Annotated in this window: 18 protein-coding genes; 10 read left to right on the forward strand and 8 right to left on the reverse strand. The window is 57.5% G+C overall.

Annotation, left to right across the window (positions count from 1 at the left end):
• Positions 1 to 18: 18 nt before the first annotated feature.
• From murJ to rimJ, 4 genes are all read right to left on the reverse strand, one after another.
• Positions 19 to 1,554: a murein biosynthesis integral membrane protein MurJ gene (gene murJ / locus OHJ17_RS16015; protein ID WP_032432882.1), complete on the reverse strand. Its 1,536-nt coding sequence runs from the start codon at positions 1,552 to 1,554 to the stop codon at positions 19 to 21.
• A gap of 111 nt (positions 1,555 to 1,665) precedes the next feature.
• Positions 1,666 to 2,577: a Gfo/Idh/MocA family protein gene (locus OHJ17_RS16020; protein WP_004140718.1), complete on the reverse strand. Its 912-nt coding sequence runs from the start codon at positions 2,575 to 2,577 to the stop codon at positions 1,666 to 1,668.
• Positions 2,578 to 2,592: 15 nt separating this feature from the next.
• Positions 2,593 to 3,246, reverse strand: a complete 654-nt coding sequence (locus OHJ17_RS16025) for a YceH family protein (RefSeq protein WP_004176583.1) — start codon at positions 3,244 to 3,246, stop codon at positions 2,593 to 2,595.
• 9 nt (positions 3,247 to 3,255) lie between these two features.
• A complete protein-coding gene (gene rimJ, locus OHJ17_RS16030) occupies positions 3,256 to 3,840 on the reverse strand; it encodes a ribosomal protein S5-alanine N-acetyltransferase (protein ID WP_002899099.1) in 585 nt (194 codons plus the stop codon).
• Positions 3,841 to 4,069: 229 nt separating this feature from the next.
• Between rimJ and mdtH the strand changes: the two genes are divergently transcribed.
• From mdtH to OHJ17_RS16065, 7 genes are all read left to right on the forward strand, one after another.
• On the forward strand, positions 4,070 to 5,278 hold the full coding sequence (gene mdtH, locus OHJ17_RS16035; protein ID WP_002899096.1) for a multidrug efflux MFS transporter MdtH: 1,209 nt from the start codon (positions 4,070 to 4,072) through the stop codon (positions 5,276 to 5,278).
• A gap of 113 nt (positions 5,279 to 5,391) precedes the next feature.
• Positions 5,392 to 5,952 (forward strand): lipoprotein, encoded by a 561-nt coding sequence (locus tag OHJ17_RS16040; protein ID WP_004150824.1) that lies wholly within the window; start codon positions 5,392 to 5,394, stop codon positions 5,950 to 5,952.
• A 125-nt stretch (positions 5,953 to 6,077) separates the two neighbouring features.
• Complete coding sequence (pyrC, locus tag OHJ17_RS16045; protein ID WP_004176586.1) at positions 6,078 to 7,124, forward strand: dihydroorotase; 1,047 nt, start codon at positions 6,078 to 6,080, stop codon at positions 7,122 to 7,124.
• Between the two features lie 72 nt (positions 7,125 to 7,196).
• The gene (dinI, locus tag OHJ17_RS16050) at positions 7,197 to 7,448 is read left to right on the forward strand and encodes a DNA damage-inducible protein I (RefSeq protein ID WP_002898994.1); all 252 of its coding nucleotides are present in this window, start codon (positions 7,197 to 7,199) and stop codon (positions 7,446 to 7,448) included.
• A 302-nt stretch (positions 7,449 to 7,750) separates the two neighbouring features.
• On the forward strand, positions 7,751 to 8,005 hold the full coding sequence (bssS, locus tag OHJ17_RS16055) for a biofilm formation regulator BssS (RefSeq protein ID WP_002898992.1): 255 nt from the start codon (positions 7,751 to 7,753) through the stop codon (positions 8,003 to 8,005).
• Between the two features lie 125 nt (positions 8,006 to 8,130).
• Positions 8,131 to 9,249 carry an N-methyl-L-tryptophan oxidase gene (gene solA, locus OHJ17_RS16060; protein ID WP_002898990.1) on the forward strand — a complete coding sequence of 373 codons (1,119 nt, stop codon included), beginning with the start codon at positions 8,131 to 8,133 and terminating at the stop codon, positions 9,247 to 9,249.
• A gap of 71 nt (positions 9,250 to 9,320) precedes the next feature.
• Positions 9,321 to 9,434, forward strand: coding sequence for a DUF2770 family protein (locus OHJ17_RS16065; protein ID WP_002898988.1), 114 nt, complete (start codon positions 9,321 to 9,323; stop codon positions 9,432 to 9,434).
• Here OHJ17_RS16065 and OHJ17_RS16070 read toward each other — a convergent pair.
• A complete protein-coding gene (locus OHJ17_RS16070; RefSeq protein ID WP_002898987.1) occupies positions 9,420 to 10,484 on the reverse strand; it encodes an oxygen-dependent tRNA uridine(34) hydroxylase TrhO in 1,065 nt (354 codons plus the stop codon). The genes OHJ17_RS16065 and OHJ17_RS16070 overlap by 15 nt on opposite strands.
• A gap of 205 nt (positions 10,485 to 10,689) precedes the next feature.
• Here OHJ17_RS16070 and OHJ17_RS16075 point away from each other — a divergent pair, with 205 nt between their 5' ends.
• The 3 genes from OHJ17_RS16075 to OHJ17_RS16085 all read left to right on the forward strand — a co-directional run bounded on the left by OHJ17_RS16075 (position 10,690) and on the right by OHJ17_RS16085 (position 13,485).
• Positions 10,690 to 11,610: a Kdo(2)-lipid IV(A) acyltransferase gene (locus OHJ17_RS16075; RefSeq protein ID WP_004140735.1), complete on the forward strand. Its 921-nt coding sequence runs from the start codon at positions 10,690 to 10,692 to the stop codon at positions 11,608 to 11,610.
• Positions 11,611 to 11,780: 170 nt separating this feature from the next.
• Entirely contained in the window at positions 11,781 to 13,007 is a 1,227-nt protein-coding gene (gene mdtG, locus OHJ17_RS16080; protein ID WP_002898984.1) for a multidrug efflux MFS transporter MdtG, read from the forward strand.
• Positions 13,008 to 13,098: 91 nt separating this feature from the next.
• Positions 13,099 to 13,485 (forward strand): MysB family protein, encoded by a 387-nt coding sequence (locus OHJ17_RS16085; protein ID WP_002898981.1) that lies wholly within the window; start codon positions 13,099 to 13,101, stop codon positions 13,483 to 13,485.
• On the opposite strand, the gene OHJ17_RS16090 is transcribed toward OHJ17_RS16085, so the two are convergent.
• From OHJ17_RS16090 to mdoG, 3 genes are all read right to left on the reverse strand, one after another.
• Positions 13,486 to 13,713 (reverse strand): YceK/YidQ family lipoprotein, encoded by a 228-nt coding sequence (locus tag OHJ17_RS16090; protein WP_002898978.1) that lies wholly within the window; start codon positions 13,711 to 13,713, stop codon positions 13,486 to 13,488.
• A 66-nt stretch (positions 13,714 to 13,779) separates the two neighbouring features.
• Positions 13,780 to 16,308 carry a glucans biosynthesis glucosyltransferase MdoH gene (gene mdoH, locus OHJ17_RS16095; RefSeq protein WP_002898967.1) on the reverse strand — a complete coding sequence of 843 codons (2,529 nt, stop codon included), beginning with the start codon at positions 16,306 to 16,308 and terminating at the stop codon, positions 13,780 to 13,782.
• Positions 16,301 to 17,854 (reverse strand): glucans biosynthesis protein MdoG, encoded by a 1,554-nt coding sequence (mdoG, locus tag OHJ17_RS16100; protein ID WP_004140751.1) that lies wholly within the window; start codon positions 17,852 to 17,854, stop codon positions 16,301 to 16,303. The genes mdoH and mdoG overlap by 8 nt, the downstream gene beginning before the upstream one ends.
• Between the last annotated feature and the right edge of the window lie 4 nt (positions 17,855 to 17,858).

The following is a 17,858-nucleotide window of genomic DNA, read 5'->3' on the forward strand; positions in this document are numbered from 1 at the left end:
CCACACAACTGCTTACGCCTACGCCGTGCGACGGACAAACTCTTTCACGCGGAAGCCCAGCACCAGCAGCGTGGCGAAATAGGCTACCATCCCGGCGATAACCACCGCCAGCAAACGCATCAGACGGAACGGCATCGTCCCCAGCGACCACTCAGGCATGAGATGCATGACGCCCAGCAGCGCCGCGGCCATAACCAGCACTGCAATAATCAGACGCAGCAGGAAGGCCAACCAGCCTGGCTGCGGGGTGAAAATTTTCTGTTTACGCAGCTGCCAGTAGAGCAGCGCGGCGTTCAGGCAGGCCGCCAGGCCGATGGACAGCGACAGACCCGCATGCTTCAGCGGGCCGATAAACGCCAGGTTCATTACCTGGGTCATAATCAGGGTGATAATAGCAATCTTGACCGGGGTCTTGATGTCCTGACGGGAATAGAAGCCCGGCGCCAGCACTTTCACCACGATAAGGCCCATCAGCCCTACGGAATAAGCCACCAGCGCGCGCTGGGTCATCGCCGCGTCAAAGGCGCTGAATTTGCCGTACTGGAACAGAGCCACGGTTAGCGGTTTGGCGAGGATCCCCAGCGCCACCGCGCTCGGCAGCGCCAGCAGAAAACAGAGACGCAGTCCCCAGTCCATCAGCCGACAATACTCGTCATGGTTACCGCTGGCGAAGCTTTTTGACAGCGATGGCAGCAGGATAGTGCCGAGCGCCACGCCCAGCACGCCGGAGGGAAACTCCATCAGGCGGTCGGCATAATACATCCACGACACCGAGCCCGACACGAGGAATGAGGCGAAAATGGTATTGATGATAAGGGAGATCTGGCTTACCGACACGCCAAGGATCGCCGGCCCCATCTGCTTCACCACCCGCATCGCGCCGGCATCTTTCAGATTAATTCGCGGCAGGACCAGCATGCCAATCTTCTTCAGATGCGGCAGCTGGTAAGCCAGCTGCAGCACGCCGCCGACCGTCACCGCCCAGGCCAGCGCCAGCACCGGCGGATGGAAATACGGCGCGGCAAACAGCGCAAAACCAATCATACTGACGTTGAGGAACGTCGGCGCAAAGGCCGGCACCGAGAAGCGGTTCCAGGTATTGAGGATCGCCCCCACCAGCGAAGCCAGGGAGATCAGCAAAATATAGGGAAAGGTAATACGCAGCAGCTGGGTGGTTAGCGCAAACTTATCGGCGGTATCGGCAAAGCCGGGCGCAGTAATGGTGATTACCCACGGCGCCGCCAGCATCCCGATAACGGTAACGATAGCCAGGGCCAGGGTCAGCAGCCCGGAGACGTATGAGACAAACACGCGGGTGGCATCTTCGCCCTGCTTGCTTTTATATTCGGCAAGGATCGGCACAAACGCCTGTGAGAAGGCGCCTTCGGCAAAAATACGCCGCAGCAGGTTAGGCAGTTTGAAGGCGACAAAAAAGGCATCGGTCGCCATCCCGGCGCCAAAAATACGCGCCACAATCGCATCGCGGGCAAAGCCCAGCACGCGCGAAAACATGGTCATCGAACTGACTGCCGCCAGTGATTTTAAAAGGTTCATTACGCTGTTATTCCAAACCCTGGAGTAAAACGCCCGCAAATGCGGGCGCTGGAAAGTGGCGATAGTCTACCGGGTTCAACATGAATTACTACTGTCAGTTGTTACAATGGATTATTCGCTAATGGCGTCGCGCCACAGTTTCTCAACGATCCGCTGAGCCAGCAGCGCCTGTTCGCCTGCAGTTTCAGGAACTGTCTGATTTTGCACGCATTCGATAAAATGGCGCGCGCAGCCGACAAAGCCGCGCTGCTCAAGGGTGGTTTGCCAGCCGGCAACCGGGCGCTGGACCACGCCATGACCGCACTCCTCCTGCCATTCGCGCATCTCGCTGACGGCATATAGCCCGCCATCCGTGACCGCCTGCACCCACTCGCGCTGGCTGCCTGCGCGACGATGCATGCTGGTGGTGACCTGCAGCCGGGGCGAACTGAACTGATGTTCGGCATAGAGCATTTCGCCCTGCGGGGTGATCTTCAGCGCGCCGCCGCGCAGACGTGCCTGACCGTCGGCCAGCCATAGCGCGGTATCCACCACATGCAGATAGTCATCAAGCAGCGTAAAGCGCAGATCGTTGCCGACGCTATCGCTACGGTGTTTATCCATCCGCAGCGAGGCCGCCTCGCCCAGCCGCCCCTTCAGCTCCCGATAGAGCGGCGCGAAGCGGCGATTGAAACCGACCATCAACGTCAGTCGACGTCGCGCCGCCAGCTCGACCAGCGTCTCCGCCTCACTCAGCTTGTCCGCCAATGGTTTATCCACACAAACATGAACCCCGGCATTCAGTAAGTGATTCACTACTTCATAATGTGAAGCCGTCGAGGTATGGACAAAGACCGCATCGCACTGTGCCGCCAGGGCATCGAGGGAATCAGCGTATGGCATCCGCCAGGTTTCGCAGATCCGTAGCGCCTTCTCTTTACCCGGCGACCAGGCCGCCTGCAGCGTCCAGCTTTCCGCCGCCCCCAGCACCGGCAGCCACGCTTTCTGCGCAATGCTGCCTAAGCCGACCACCCCAATGCGCAATCTTGTCCCCACGTTTTAGTCTCCCAGATGGTGTAACAGCGAATCGAGGCGCGCTTTCAGCTCCGCCACCTCGCCCTCCAGCGCTTCAACCCTGGCGCGCAGATCGCCGTCATCGTCCAGCGGCGCGAGAGCTTCCACTGTGGTGATCAGCGTGTCCATATCGTCGCAAAACAGATGCATATAGCGGCTTTCCCGTTTTCCCGGCTCCCGGGGCAGCCGGGCGACGAAGGGGCCATCTTCGCGCGTCGCCAGCCCTTCCAGCACGCTTTCCACTTCCGCCATATCGCTGAACTCATACATCCGCTGCGCCCGACTGCGTAGTTCGCCCGGCGTCTGAGCACCGCGCAGCAGCAGCGTCGTGACCACCGCAACCTCGCCGGCGCTAAGCTTCAGATCGCCAAATTCGGAGTTGCAAAAGCGCTGTTCATACTTGGTGACGCGATTACCGAATCCGCTGACCGTGCGCAGATAGTGCCGTTTCACCAGCGTATCCAACAGGGCCTGGACCTCGCTTTCGCTCAGCGACATCACTGGCTCGCGGTTGGTTTTCTGATTGCAGGCGGTCACCACGGCATTTACCGACAGCGGATACTGCTCGGGGGTGGTGACCTGCTTTTCCAGCAGGCAGCCAATGACGCGCGCTTCATGCGCAGTTAACTGATATTTCATCCTCTCTCCTTAACGTCCCGCAGACCAGTCCGGCGTCGTTAGCGCCGTCAGTACATGGTCACGCCACTGCCCGTCAATCAGCAGATAATCTTTGGCGTAACCCTCTTTTTCAAACCCCAACCGCGCCAGCAGCGCGCCGCTGCGCTGATTATGCGGCATGTAGTTGGCCATAATGCGATGAATATGCTGCGTGCGCTGCATATAGCGAATCGCCGACGTCAGCGCTTCAAACATCAGCCCCTGCCCCTGCCACTTCTCGCCAATGGAATAGCCAAGATAACAGGCATGGAAAGATCCGCGCACCACGTTGGAGAAATTCGCCACACCGATGATCTCTTTTTCCTCAGGATCGAGCAGCGCGAAATAAAAAGCTGACCCCTGCTTATGAAACTCAGCGATCATCGACAGACGCGCCTGCCATCCGGAGGGATAGCAGTGGCTGTCGTCACGAACCGGCTCCCAGGGTTTTAAGAACGCTTTATTTTCGGCGTAATAATCGGCCAGACGCCAGGCGTCACGATCGTGAACCAGGCGCACCACCAGCCGGTCCGTCGTCAAACGCACCTTCGGCACGTTACTGCGATAGCCAAACATTTCCTTTTTCAGTCCCCCTGACTTCACTCTTGCTTTCATCACTATACCTTTCCTGCACGATAGTGTGAAAACAGCAACATACCATTTTCTGCGCCATCTCCTCTTTTCGATGAATAGGCTCAATCGATCTTGCTTTTTGATAAAAAAATATTGTCGCAAGGGTGCTGGGAAAAGCAGCAGATTGCCCGCAGAATATCCTCGCTTATCTCTATTTTTCCCTGGAGGGGAAATGTCCCGCGTCTCGCAGGCAAGGAGCCTGGGTAAATATTTCCTGTTAGTCGATAACATGCTGGTCGTGCTGGGCTTTTTTGTCGTTTTTCCGCTGATTTCCATCCGCTTTGTCGATCAGATGGGCTGGGCAGCGCTGATGGTCGGCATTGCGCTCGGCCTGCGCCAGCTGGTACAGCAGGGATTAGGCATCTTTGGCGGTGCCATCGCCGACCGCTTCGGCGCGAAACCGATGATCGTCACCGGTATGCTGATGCGTGCAGGCGGTTTCGCGGCGATGGCCGTCGCCCATGAGCCGTGGGTGCTGTGGTTCTCGTGCATACTCTCCGGACTCGGCGGTACACTGTTCGATCCGCCGCGGGCGGCGCTGGTGGTTAAGCTGGTGCGTCCGCATCAGCGCGGCCGCTTTTTCTCCATCCTGATGATGCAGGATAGCGCCGGCGCGGTGATTGGCGCGCTGCTGGGCAGCTGGCTGCTGCAGTATGATTTTCGCCTGGTGTGCAGCGCCGGCGCCGCGCTGTTTATCGCCTGCGCCGCGTTTAACGCCTGGTATCTGCCGGCATGGAAGCTCTCGACGGTGAAAACGCCGATTCGCGAGGGTCTGGGCCGGGTGCTGCGGGACAAACGCTTCGTCACCTATGTCCTGACGCTGACCGGCTATTATATGCTGGCGGTGCAGGTGATGCTGATGCTGCCGATCATGGTGAATGACATCGCCGGCTCGCCGGCCGCCGTGAAATGGATGTACGCCATCGAAGCCACCATTTCGCTCACCCTGCTCTATCCTATTGCCCGTTGGAGCGAAAAACGCTTCCGCCTTGAGCACCGGCTGATGGCCGGTCTGCTGGTGATGACCCTGGCCATGCTCCCCATCGGGATGACCAGCAGTTTACAGCAGCTGTTTACCCTGATTTGCCTGTTTTACATCGGCTCTATCATTGCCGAACCCGCCCGCGAGACGCTGGGCGCTTCGCTGGCGGACGCCCGGGCGCGTGGCAGCTATATGGGTTTCAGCCGTCTGGGGCTCGCCTTCGGCGGCGCGCTGGGTTACGCGGGCGGCGGCTGGCTGTTTGATGCCGGGAAAGCCGTCGGCCAGCCCGAACTGCCGTGGCTGATGCTCGGCGCCATCGGGGTTATCACCTTCCTGGCGCTATGGTGGCAATTCAGCCCGAAACGCTCTGCCTCCGGTATGCTGGAGCCGCGCACCTGATGCGCGCGGCGGCGGTTTCTCCTGCTTTCAGCCTATTCTGCTGGCGCGATGGGTGCTGACAGGTCATGATGCTTTGTGTCAGGATGAAGGAAGGTATGAGCTTGAGGAACCCCATGAAAAAGATATTGATCGCCGCCGCGCTAATTGTCAGCGGCCTGCTGAGCGGCTGTAATCAGCTGACCCAATACACGGTAAGCGAGCAGGAGATTAACCAGGCCCTGCAGAAGCGAAACCATTTCGCCAAAGATATTGGTCTGAAAGGCGTTGCCGACGCCCATATCGAACTGCAGAACCTGACCAGCGCTATCGGGCGCGAGGAGCCGGGCAAAGTCACCCTGAGCGGGATCGCCAACGTCGATCTTAACTCCCTGTTCGGTACGCAGAAAGCGACGATCGATCTGAAGCTCAAAGCGCTGCCAACCTTTGACCGAGAGAAAGGCGCCATCTTCCTGCAGGAAATGGAAGTGGTCGATGCCAAAGTGGCGCCGGAGAAGCTGCAGTCGGTTATTCAGGCCCTGCTCCCCTACCTAAATCAGTCTCTGCGCAGCTACTTCAGCCAGCAGCCGGCTTATGTCCTGCGTGAGGACGCCAGCACCGGCGAAGCGCTGGCGAAGAAATACGCCAAAGGTATAGAGGTGAAGCCAGGCGAGATTGTCATCCCCTTTACCAATTAATCTCCAGGGCGCTACGGCGCCCTGAATTTTTTACGGAAATGAGTGCAAAGGAAAACGTTTACGCTTATCCTTAGTGCCCGGCAAAAAACAGCCCTGATGACTGAACCTATTAGCCGGAGCCTTCCATGACAGCACAATCCCAGGTATTGAAAATCCGCCGCCCAGACGACTGGCATATCCATCTGCGCGATGACGATATGCTGAAAACCGTTGTGCCTTATACCAGTGAGTTTTATGGCCGGGCGATCGTGATGCCGAATCTGGTGCCGCCTGTCACCACCGTCGCGGCGGCTATCGCTTACCGCCAGCGCATTATGGACGCCGTGCCGGCCGGGCATGATTTTACCCCGCTGATGACCTGCTATCTGACAGACTCCCTCGACCCAGCGGAGCTGGAACGCGGCTTTAACGAAGGGGTTTTCACCGCCGCCAAGCTCTACCCGGCCAATGCCACCACTAACTCCAGCCACGGCGTCACCAGCACCGACGCCATTATGCCAGTGCTGGAGCGGATGGAAAAACTGGGGATGCCGTTGCTCGTTCACGGCGAAGTCACTCACGCCGAGATTGATATTTTCGATCGCGAAGCGCGCTTTATTGAGACGGTGATGGAGCCCCTGCGCCAGCGCCTGCCCGGCCTGAAAGTGGTTTTTGAACATATCACCACCAAAGACGCCGCTGAGTACGTGCGTGACGGTAATGAACTGCTGGCTGCTACCATCACCCCGCAGCATCTGATGTTCAACCGCAACCATATGCTGGTGGGCGGCATTCGCCCTCACCTGTACTGTCTGCCGGTACTTAAACGCAATATTCATCAGCAGGCTCTGCGGGAGCTGGTCGCCAGCGGCTTCAGCCGCGCCTTCCTCGGCACCGACTCCGCGCCGCACGCCCGCCACCGTAAGGAAGCCAGCTGTGGCTGCGCCGGCTGCTTTAACGCCCCGACCGCCCTCGGCAGCTACGCCACGGTGTTTGAAGAAATGAACGCTCTGCAGCACTTTGAGGCTTTCTGCTCGCTGAACGGCCCGCGCTTCTACGGTCTGCCGGTCAATGAGAGCTACGTTGAACTGGTGCGTGAAGAGACGACCGTTGTGGACAGCATTGCCCTGCCTAATGACACCCTGGTGCCCTTCCTGGCGGGTGAAACCGTTCGCTGGACCGTGAAGAAATAAAAACGCAGCCCCCTGTTGTCAACGCTAACCGGATACTGTATAAATAACCAGTATCGAACGCAGGGGGCAATTATGCGCATTGAAGTGTCTATCGCCAAAACGACCGCCTTACCTAACGGCGCGCTGGAAGCGCTGAATAACGAACTCTCTCGCCGTATCGCCGAGCAATTCCCGGCCATCGATAGCCAGGTGAGCGTCCGCTACGCCACCGGTAATCAGCTCTCGGTGTTTGGCGCCCTGAAAGAAGACAAAGACCGGATAAGCGAAATCCTGCAGGAAACATGGGAAAGCGCGGACGACTGGTTTGTCCACGATCTCTCCTGAAGCATGGCGGGATCCAGTTACTCTGGTTTGCTCCCTCATTGTGCTTTTTTTGCCGGGTCGCCCCGGCTTTTTTTATCCCCTCTTCTGTTCAGAATAGTCCTGATTATTCTGCTCAATATCGACTAAAGTGGCCATTTTACGCGCTTATCTTGAGTAAAAAAGCGGCAAAAGAAGAAAATCATGCTGCCTTTCATTTAATTTCTCGAGTTTATTCTTGATCCCTGATATAATTAACTTGCTTCAAAAAATATGCATTAAACCTCGAGAATTGTTGTCTTTTAACATATGAATAAGGGGTTATGATGGAAAAAAATAATGAAGTCATTCAGACCCATCCCCTCGTTGGATGGGACATCAGCACCGTTGATAGCTACGATGCGCTGATGTTGCGCCTGCACTACCAGAACCCCACTCAAGAAAACAGTAATGATGCTGAGATCGGCCAGACGCTATGGCTAACGACGGACGTCGCACGTCAGTTTATTTCAATCCTGGAAGCAGGCATTGCGAAGATTGAATCTGGCGAATACCAGGAAAACGAGTATCGCCGACATTAACGCGGCTTGCGAATGACTTAACATTAAACTTAACAGGCACCTGCGGGTGCCTGAATTATTTTCGGGCTTGTATAAGCACAGGGAGTTAATTACCCTGCTAACAAGGCAATTACCCGGAACTCACCATGCAATACGATCTTATCATTATTGGCAGCGGCTCCGTCGGCGCCGCCGCTGGCTATTATGCGCGCCGTGCCGGACTCAATGTTCTGATGACCGATGCCCATCAACCTCCCCACCAGGAAGGCAGCCATCACGGCAGCAGCCGTCTTATCCGTCACGCCTATGGCGAAGGTGAGAAATATGTTCCGCTGGTGCTGCGTGCCCAGCAGCTATGGGATGAACTGGCAGAGATCAGTGGCGAAGCCGTGTTTGAACGCACCGGCGTCATTAACCTCGGCCCCGCCAGCTCCGCTTTTCTCGCCAACGTCGCCGCCAGCGCCCGTGCGTTCCAGCTTGAGGTGGAAGAGCTGGATGCCCAGGCCGTGATGCAGCGCTGGCCGGAGATACGCCTCCCCGATGACTATCGGGCGATTTTCGAACCCGCTTCCGGCGTACTGCGCAGCGAACTGGCCGTCGAAACCTGGATCCGTCTGGCGCGGGAAGCAGGCTGCGCGCAGCTATTCAACTGTCCGGTCTCGGCTATTCATCACCATGCTGACGGGATCACCATCGATACCCTCGACGGTGAATATCATGGTAAAAAGCTGCTGGTCAGCGCCGGCACCTGGGTCACCCGCCTGCTTCCGGACCTCCCTATCCAGCCGGTACGCAAGGTGTTCGCCTGGTACCAGGCCGATGGCCGTTACAGCAGCAAGAATCACTTCCCGGCCTTCACCGGCGAGTTGCCCAATGGCGATCAATATTACGGTTTCCCGGCGGAAGATAATGAACTGAAAATTGGCAAGCATAACGGCGGCCAGCCGATCTCCACCCCGCAGGAACGGGTAGCGTTTGGCGCTGTCGCCAGCGATGGTTCCGAATCCTTCCCGTTTTTGCGTAACGTCCTGCCTGGCATCGGCGGCTGCCTGCACGGCGCCTCCTGTACCTACGACAATACCGTCGATGAGGACTTTATTATCGATACGTTGCCAGGCAGGCCAGACACGCTGCTGATCACCGGGCTGAGCGGCCACGGCTTTAAGTTTGCGCCGGTGCTGGGCGAAATTGCCAGTCAGTTTGCTCAGGGCGAAGCATCGAGCTTCAATCTGGCCCCCTTTTCTCTGGCGCGCTTTAACGCGTAATGGAATGCGGCACTTTTGCCGTTGGGTAAAGAAACGGCCTCTGCTGAGGCCGTTAGTGATTGAGAGCGGTTATGCGTCGCCTGTTTAATATGCTGGTCAACAACGTGCGCGAGCATTTTATGATCTACCTGGCGCTCTGGCTGCTGCTGGCGATCATCGATCTCGTCTGGTTATGGTTTTTCTGACGGCTCCGGGTCGAGGATCCCGAGTTTGGTATTCAGCCGGCCACGGGATTTATTAAAGATTTTGTTGCCGTTTTCACGCCCGGCGCGCAGCTTACGCTGCTCCTCTTCCGGTAGCTTATGCTCTTCCATGCAGGCTTCGCTACAGCAGCCGGCAAACTTCTCGGCGCAGCTCGGGCACTGGATAAACAGCAGATGGCAGCCATCGTTCAGGCAGTTAGTATGGGTGTCGCACGGCGCGCCGCACTGATGACAGTGCGCGATAACGTCATTGGAGATCCGCTCGCCCATCCGCTCATCAAAGACAAAGTTTTTACCAATGAAGCGCACCGGCAGCCCCTGCTCGCGGGCGCGACGGGCGTACTCGATGATGCCACCCTCGATGTGCCAGACCTTATTGAAGCCGTTATGCTTCATCCAGGCGCTGGCTTTTTCACAGCGAATGCCGCCGGTGCAATACATGACAATTTTCTTGTCTTTATGGTCCTGCATCATTTCCACTGCTTTCGGCAGCTGGTCGCGGAAGGTATCCGCCGGGATCTCCAGCGCGTTTTCGAAATGGCCCACCTCATATTCATAGTGGTTGCGCATATCGATAAACACGGCATCCGGATCGTCAAGCATCGCGTTGACTTCCGCCGCCTTGAGATACTCCCCCACATTGGAGGCGTCAAACGAGGGATCGTCGATGCCGTCGGCGACGATACGATCGCGAACTTTCAGGCGCAGCACCCAGAAAGACTTACCATCGTCCTCCACGGCGATATTGAAACGCAGCCCCGCCAGCGCCGGATCGAAGCCATAGAGAAACTCACGCAGAGCCTCAACGTTGCTTTGCGGCACGCTGATTTGCGCGTTGATCCCTTCCCGGGCCAGATAGATGCGGCCAAAGACCTTCAGCTGGGTTAAGGCAACCCACAGCGCATCACGGGTCGCCTGCGGGTCGACAATGGTGAAATATTTATAGAATGAGATCGTCGTGCGCGGCTCGGTCTCAGCCAGCATTTGCGCCTTTAACGTCTCATTTGAAATGCGGTTGTGTAACACTGGCATGGTGTACCTGCTCGACATAGAAATGAGGAAATAAACGGCGGGCATGATATAGCAAAGCTAATTAATTTACATCCCTACATTTTACGCTACATTTCTCTCACCCGGTCGCGCCCCGCTTAACAAAACGAGCTGACTGTCGCCGCCTTTGGCTGGCCGGTAAAAAAATGCGATAATATAAGACGTTGCTCACTGATACGGGTATGAAATGACTCATTTGCCTAAATTTTCTCCGGCGCTGTTGCATCCGCGCTATTGGCTGCTGTGGCTGGGTATCGGCCTGCTGTGGCTGGTTGTCCAACTGCCCTACCCGCTGATCTACCGCCTCGGGAACGCCATCGGCCGTCTGGCCATGCGCTTTATGAAGCGCCGGGCGAAAATCGCCTATCGCAATCTTGAGCTCTGCTTCCCCGAGAAAAGCGAGCAGGAACGCCACCGAATGGTGGTGATGAACTTTGAATCGGTGGGCATGGGGCTGATGGAGACCGGTATGGCCTGGTTCTGGCCGGTTCGCCGTATCGCCCGCTGGACCGACACCATCGGCTTTGAGCATATTCGCGATGTGCAGGCGCAGCAGCGCGGCATTCTGCTGATCGGTATTCATTTCCTCACTCTCGAGATGGGAGCGCGGATGTTCGGTATGAACGAGCCGGGGATTGGCGTCTATCGCCCCAACGACAACCCGGTGATCGACTGGCTGCAGACCTGGGGCCGCTTGCGCTCCAACAAGGATATGATTGACCGTAAGGATCTGAAAGGCATGATCCGGGCACTGAAAAAAGGCGAAGTGGTGTGGTACGCACCGGATCACGATTACGGCCCGACCGCCAGCGTCTTTGCCCCACTGTTTGCGGTCGACCAGGCGGCGACCACCTCCGGCACCTGGATGCTGGCGAAAATGTCCAAAGCCTGCATCGTGCCCTTCGTCCCGCGCCGCAAACCGGACGGTAAAGGTTATGAACTGATTATCCTGCCGCCAGAGTGTTCCCCGCCGCTGGACGACGCGGAAACCACCGCCGCGTGGATGAACAAGATCGTTGAGCAGTGCATCATGATGGCCCCGGAACAGTATATGTGGCTCCATCGTCGCTTCAAAACCCGCCCCGAAGGCATGCCCTCCCGCTACTGATCCCTTTCCCGGCCGCGCTCATCCCGGCCGGGAAGCTTCGCCGCTCAGGCTTTAGGCTCTCCTTTAGCTTTAAAAGCTCTCCTCCATTGCGGCATCTATTTCTCAGGCGCATAATTAGCAGGCTCATATTTTCTCTTAATTTGACCTGCCGCGCAGGCCAGTGGAACCCTATGTCGTCTGCTGAAACCCCCATTAACTGGAAACGAAACCTGACCGTGACCTGGCTTGGCTGCTTTTTAACCGGCGCCGCCTTCAGCCTGGTCATGCCCTTTCTGCCACTCTACGTCGAACAGCTCGGCGTCACCGGGCATAGCGCCCTGAACATGTGGTCCGGGCTGGTCTTTAGTATTACCTTTCTTTTCTCTGCCATCGCCTCGCCGTTCTGGGGGGGGCTTGCTGATCGCAAGGGGAGAAAAATCATGCTGCTGCGTTCCGCCCTCGGGATGGCCATCGTGATGATGCTGATGGGAATGGCGCAGAATATCTGGCAGTTTCTGCTGCTGCGCGCACTGCTCGGCCTGCTGGGCGGCTTTATTCCCAACGCCAACGCCCTGATTGCCACCCAGATCCCGCGCCATAAAAGCGGCTGGGCGCTGGGGACACTGTCTACCGGCGCGGTAAGCGGCGCCCTGCTCGGCCCGCTGGCAGGTGGCTTCCTGGCCGACCACTGGGGATTGCGCACCGTCTTCTTTATGACCGCGGCGGTACTATTTATCTGTTTCTTGTTTACCCTGTTTTTAATCCGCGAAAATTTTGTGCCGATCGCCAGGAAAGAGATGCTCAGTGCCAGAGAGGTGTTCTCCTCGCTGCAGAATCCCAAACTGGTGCTCAGCCTGTTTGTGACCTCGCTGATAATCCAGGTGGCCACCGGTTCCATTGCGCCGATCCTGACGCTTTATGTACGCGATCTCGCGGGCAACGTCAGTAACATCGCCTTTATCAGCGGAATGATCGCCTCGGTGCCGGGCATTGCCGCGCTGATGAGCGCCCCGCGGCTGGGCAAACTGGGAGATCGCATCGGGCCGGAAAAAATCCTCATCGTGGCGCTGATTATCTCGGTGCTACTCCTGATCCCGATGTCGTTCGTTCAGACCCCGCTGCAGTTAGGTATCCTGCGATTCCTGCTCGGCGCCGCGGACGGCGCGCTGCTGCCGGCGGTGCAAACCCTGCTGGTGTACAACTCCACCAGTCAGATCTCCGGGCGAATCTTCAGCTATAACCAGTCGTTCCGCGATATTGGCAACGTTACCGGCCCCCTGATTGGCGCGTCGGTTTCCGCTAACTATGGCTTCCGCGCCGTATTTCTGGTCACCGCAGGGGTGGTATTGTTTAATGCGATCTACTCCACCCTCAGCCTGCGTCGGCCAGCCGCGGATACTTCGCATTCAGTAAATTAACGTCGAGAGGGGCTCTGTCCCTTGACGCCGTGCGTACCGCCTTCTATAGATTGAATCGTGTTCAATTCATATTCTTCGCAGGAGATTCGCTATGCCAAAGGATTCGATGTTCTACGCCACGCTTGAAGAAGCTATTGATGCAGCACGTGAAGAATTTCTCGCCAACAACCCTGACAGCGATGAAGAGAGCGCCAACGTTGAGCAGCTCAACATTCAAAAGTATGTGCTGCAGGATGGCGATATCGCCTGGCAGGCCGAATTTTTTGCTGACGAAGAGGAACAAGGCGAATGCCTCCCGATGCTCAGCGGCGAAGCCGCGCAGAGCGTCTTCGACGGGGATTATGATGAGATAGAGCTGCGTCAGGAGTGGTTGGAGGAAAATACGCTCCACGAATGGGATGAAGGCGAATTTCAGCTCGAGCCCTCGCTGGACACCGAAGAGGGGCAGACGGCAGCCGACGAGTGGGACGAGCGTTAATCAGTTATAGGGGCCGTGGCTGGCGTCCAGAGGCAGCAGAAGCGTATCAAATACCAGCGAGAACGGTAGGTCAAGAATGGTGAGATAGCGCCATGCCGAATCGCGAACATCCCACTGTACGCCCGGGTAATATTGATTGCCATGCCCCTGCCCGGGCACCGTACGGCTGATAATGCTGCCGCAGCCGCTGAGCAGCAGCGCCATGGCAATGATCGGTAGTATTCGCATCCACATCCTCGTATTTCAGATAAAAAAATACCGGCATCGCTGCCGGTATTTTCCTTAACGTACGGCTTATTTCGTTTTCAGCGCCAGCGGGTTAAGCGCCAACTGCTGATAGGCGTTCACCCATGAAGAGTATTTCTCCGGCGCGGCCCATACGCGATAGTGCAGACGCGACATGGTTACCGGGTCGCTCAACAGCACCAGTCGACGATCGCGGTTCAGCTTATCCGGCGTTTCATTCAGCGCCTGCTCGACATGGCGCTCGCGGGCGATCTCCAGGATATGCCCCTGACGGTGGCGCGCAGTGGCCATTGCGGTGGCGAGGGCGTTAAACGACGGGTTAAACACCGCGTGCATAAAGCCATCGTCCAGCGAACGCTGACGGTTCATCGTCAGGTACGCATCGGTATCCTTGAGCACCTGCGGCGGCGAATACTCTTCCGGGATCAGGAACAGCTTCCAGCGCTTGGTGCGCAGGCCCACTGTCGCCCGGCTGGAAATCGCCGATACGAACGGCGAGAGGATCAGCGAGACAACAATCGGCGCTAGCCAGAACAGGAAGCGTAGATCCAGCCATGCCATCCCGACCGCCCACACCAGCCCCAGCAGCAGCTGCGAGCCGTGGCGCATAAAGGCTTCCCCCCACGGCGTGGAGTCATCATCACGCTGCGGCGAATTCCATACAACCTCCCAGCCGAGGAAGGCGCTGACCACGAAGACCGTGTGGAACAGCATACGGACCGGCGCCAGCAGGACCGAGAACAGGACCTCCAGTAGCAGTGAAAGCGTGACGCGGATAAATCCGCCGTACTCTTTCGGCCCTTTACACCACACCAGAATAATACTCAGCAGCTTCGGCAGGAACAGCAGCACCATGGTCGAGGCGAACAGCGCGATGGCCAGCTCAGGCCGCCACTGCGGCCACACCGGGAACAGCTGACGCGGCTGCAGGAAGTACTGCGGTTCGGTCAGGGCATGCACCACCTGCAACGCCGTCGACAGGGCAAGGAACATAAACCACAGCGGCGCCGACAGGTAGGACATCACGCCGGTAAGGAACACCGCCCGGTGAACCGGGTGCATCCCTCTGACAAGGAACAGGCGGAAGTTCATCAGGTTGCCCTGACACCAGCGACGGTCGCGTTTCAGCTCGTCCAGCAGGTTCGGCGGCAGCTCCTCATAGGAGCCCGGCAGATCGTAGGCAATCCACACCCCCCAGCCGGCACGGCGCATCAGCGCGGCTTCGACGAAGTCGTGAGACAGGATCGACCCGGCAAAGTTGCCCTCGCCCGGCAGCGGCGCCAGCGCGCAGTGCTCAATGAACGGCTTCACGCGGATAATGGCGTTGTGGCCCCAGTAGTGGGACTCCCCCAACTGCCAGAAGTGCAGACCCGCCGTAAACAGCGGACCGTACACCCGGGTGGCAAACTGCTGGCAACGCGCATACAGCGTGTCCATGCCCGAGGCGCGCGGGGAAGACTGAATGATCCCGGCATTCGGGTTCGCTTCCATCAGGCGCACCAGGCTGCTCAGACACTCACCGGTCATCACCGAGTCAGCGTCCAGCACCACCATATAGCTATACTGGCTGCCCCAGCGGCGGCAGAAGTCATCGATGTTGCCGCTCTTACGCTTCACTCGACGACGACGGCGGCGGTAGAAGATCTGCCCTTCGCCCTGCACTTCGGCAATCAGCTCCATCCACGCCTTTTGCTCAGCCACACAGATATCGGGGTTATAGCTATCGCTGAGGATATAGACGTCGAAATGAGCGGCGTTACCGGTCGCTTTCACCGACTCCCAGGTCGCCCGCAGGCCGGCGAAAACGCGGTCAACGTCTTCGTTACAGATCGGCATTATCAGCGCCGTACGGTGCGCCGGGTTCAACGGTTCGTCACCGACCGTCGAGGCGGAAATACTGTACTTATCGCGGCCGATCAATAGCTGCAGGAAGCCCATTAACGCGGTCCAGAAGCCGGCGGAAACCCAGCAGAACAGCACCGCGAAGAGGATCAGAATGCCGCTCTGCAACACGTACGGCAGCAGCTGCATGAACGAGATCCACAGGTTCTGCCCCACCATGTCGGCCGGGTTGATCAGCGCCCAGCCCTGATAAGGCAGAATGGTTTTCATATACCAGGTGGCTACCACGGTCTGCGACAGCGTCAGCAGCAGCAGGATATAGCGACGAATGGTGCCGACGGTACGCCATTTTTGCTCACTCTCGCGCTCTTCTTGCGTCAGACGGGAGAGATAGCGCGGCGTGACATCGCGTCCGCGCAGACGGTCCCAGAAGCGGCCGACCGGGTTGGTACGCCACGGGTCCGGGATCATTGAGGAGCGCTTGGCTTTAGGCATCGCATGCAGCTGAGTACGGCCTTCATCGTCCTTCACCAGCTGATCGCCAGACAGCGAATCCGGCCAGCTATGCGCCAGCCGTGCCTTGACCGACCCCAGCGGGGAGTCGTCTTCGCGGGCGAAGGTCTGATGGTCGTCATCCAGGGCCTGATGAACGGCCTGCAGGCTGGTGTCCGGCAGCGCCGATTTCTCGGCGTCCGACAGCGGCAATGCGTCAATGTACTTTGTTATCTTATTCATTGGCAGGCAGCTGATAGCTCCAGGTTTCGCTCAACGTGTCATCACCGTTAACCAGCGCGGCGCGCATTTCCGTCGTTTTCTTCGGATCTTTCACCTTCAAACGCAGGATCATTCGCCAGCCTTTGGTCACCGGATTGTAACGCACGGTATTTTCAACGATTTCAGCGTTATCGCCGGTACTCGCCTGGGCGGCGACCGGGGTATCCGCCGGCAGTTTTTTCATATCGGCGCCGGTGAAGTCGACAATGAAAGCAATGGTGCCGTCCGGCTGGCGGATCAGGTTCGACTGCTTCACGTCGCCGGTAGAGCGGCGGGTCTGCATAACGTAAGCGTTATCCGGCGCATGCAGCTTGTCTTCATCGCGACTGAAGGTGATGGTGTACTTGAAGTTCATCTCCTTGCCCGGCTCCGGCAGCTGATCCGGCGTCCAGTAAGTCACGATGTTATCGTTGGTTTCATCGTTGGTCGGGATTTCAACCAGTTCGATTTTCCCTTTGCCCCACTCCCCTTTCGGGGTGATCCAGGCGCTCGGACGCAGGTCATAACGATCGTCGAGATCCTCGAAGCGCGAGAACTGACGGCCGCGCTGCAGCAGGCCGAACCCTTGCGGGTTTTCCATCGCATAGCTGCTAACGGCAAGGTGTTTCGGGTTGTTCAGCGGACGCCAGATCCACTCGCCGTTACCGGCCAGGATCGACAGACCATTGGAGTCGTGTAGCGCCGGACGATAGTTAAGCGCCGGAGAAGGCTGGTTGGAACCGAACAGGAACATGCTGGTCAGCGGCGCCACGCCCAGTTTGCCCACTTTGTCACGCAGGTAAACTTTGGACTGGACATCTACCACGGTGTCGCGTCCCGGCATGATGACAAAGCGATAAGCGCCGGTTGCCCGCGGGGAGTCCAGCAGCGCATAGATAGTCAGACGTTTGTCGGTGGCTTTAGGACGCTCGATCCAGAACTCGCGAAAACGCGGGAACTCTTCGCCGGACGGCAGCGCGGTATCGATAGCCAGGCCGCGCGCGGACAGGCCGTAAACCTGACCCTGACCCAGCACGCGGAAGTAGCTGGCACCGAGCATGCTGACGATCTCATCGTTCTTATCTTTGCTATTGATCGGATACAGTACTTTGAAGCCGGCGAAACCGAGGTCTTTCACCGTGTCTTTATCGTGCTGAACGTTACCAAAGTTAAAATAGTCCGGGCTATATTTAATTTTGCGCACGCTGGTGGCCGTCACTTCATTGATGGTGACCGGCGTGTCGAAGTACATACCCTGATGGTAAAATTCAAGCTTGAATGGGGTTTTCTGGTTATTCCAGTAAGCTTTATCGTGATTAAACTGAATTTGCTGGTAATCCGCGTATTTCATGTCGCGGAAAGCGGAGGGCAGGTTACTCTTCGGCGCTTCATAGCCTTTCCCGGCTAACGTTTTGGCCTCTTTTGCAACGTCATCAATGCTAAATGCCCATGCAGATGAAGTACACAGGGACAACATTACGGCTGCGCTTAACCAACGCATTTTCATCATCTGTGGTTTATGTTTCATATAA

The organism is Klebsiella sp. KP20-425-1 (assembly GCF_025813515.1).
Classification (GTDB): domain Bacteria; phylum Pseudomonadota; class Gammaproteobacteria; order Enterobacterales; family Enterobacteriaceae; genus Klebsiella; species Klebsiella pneumoniae.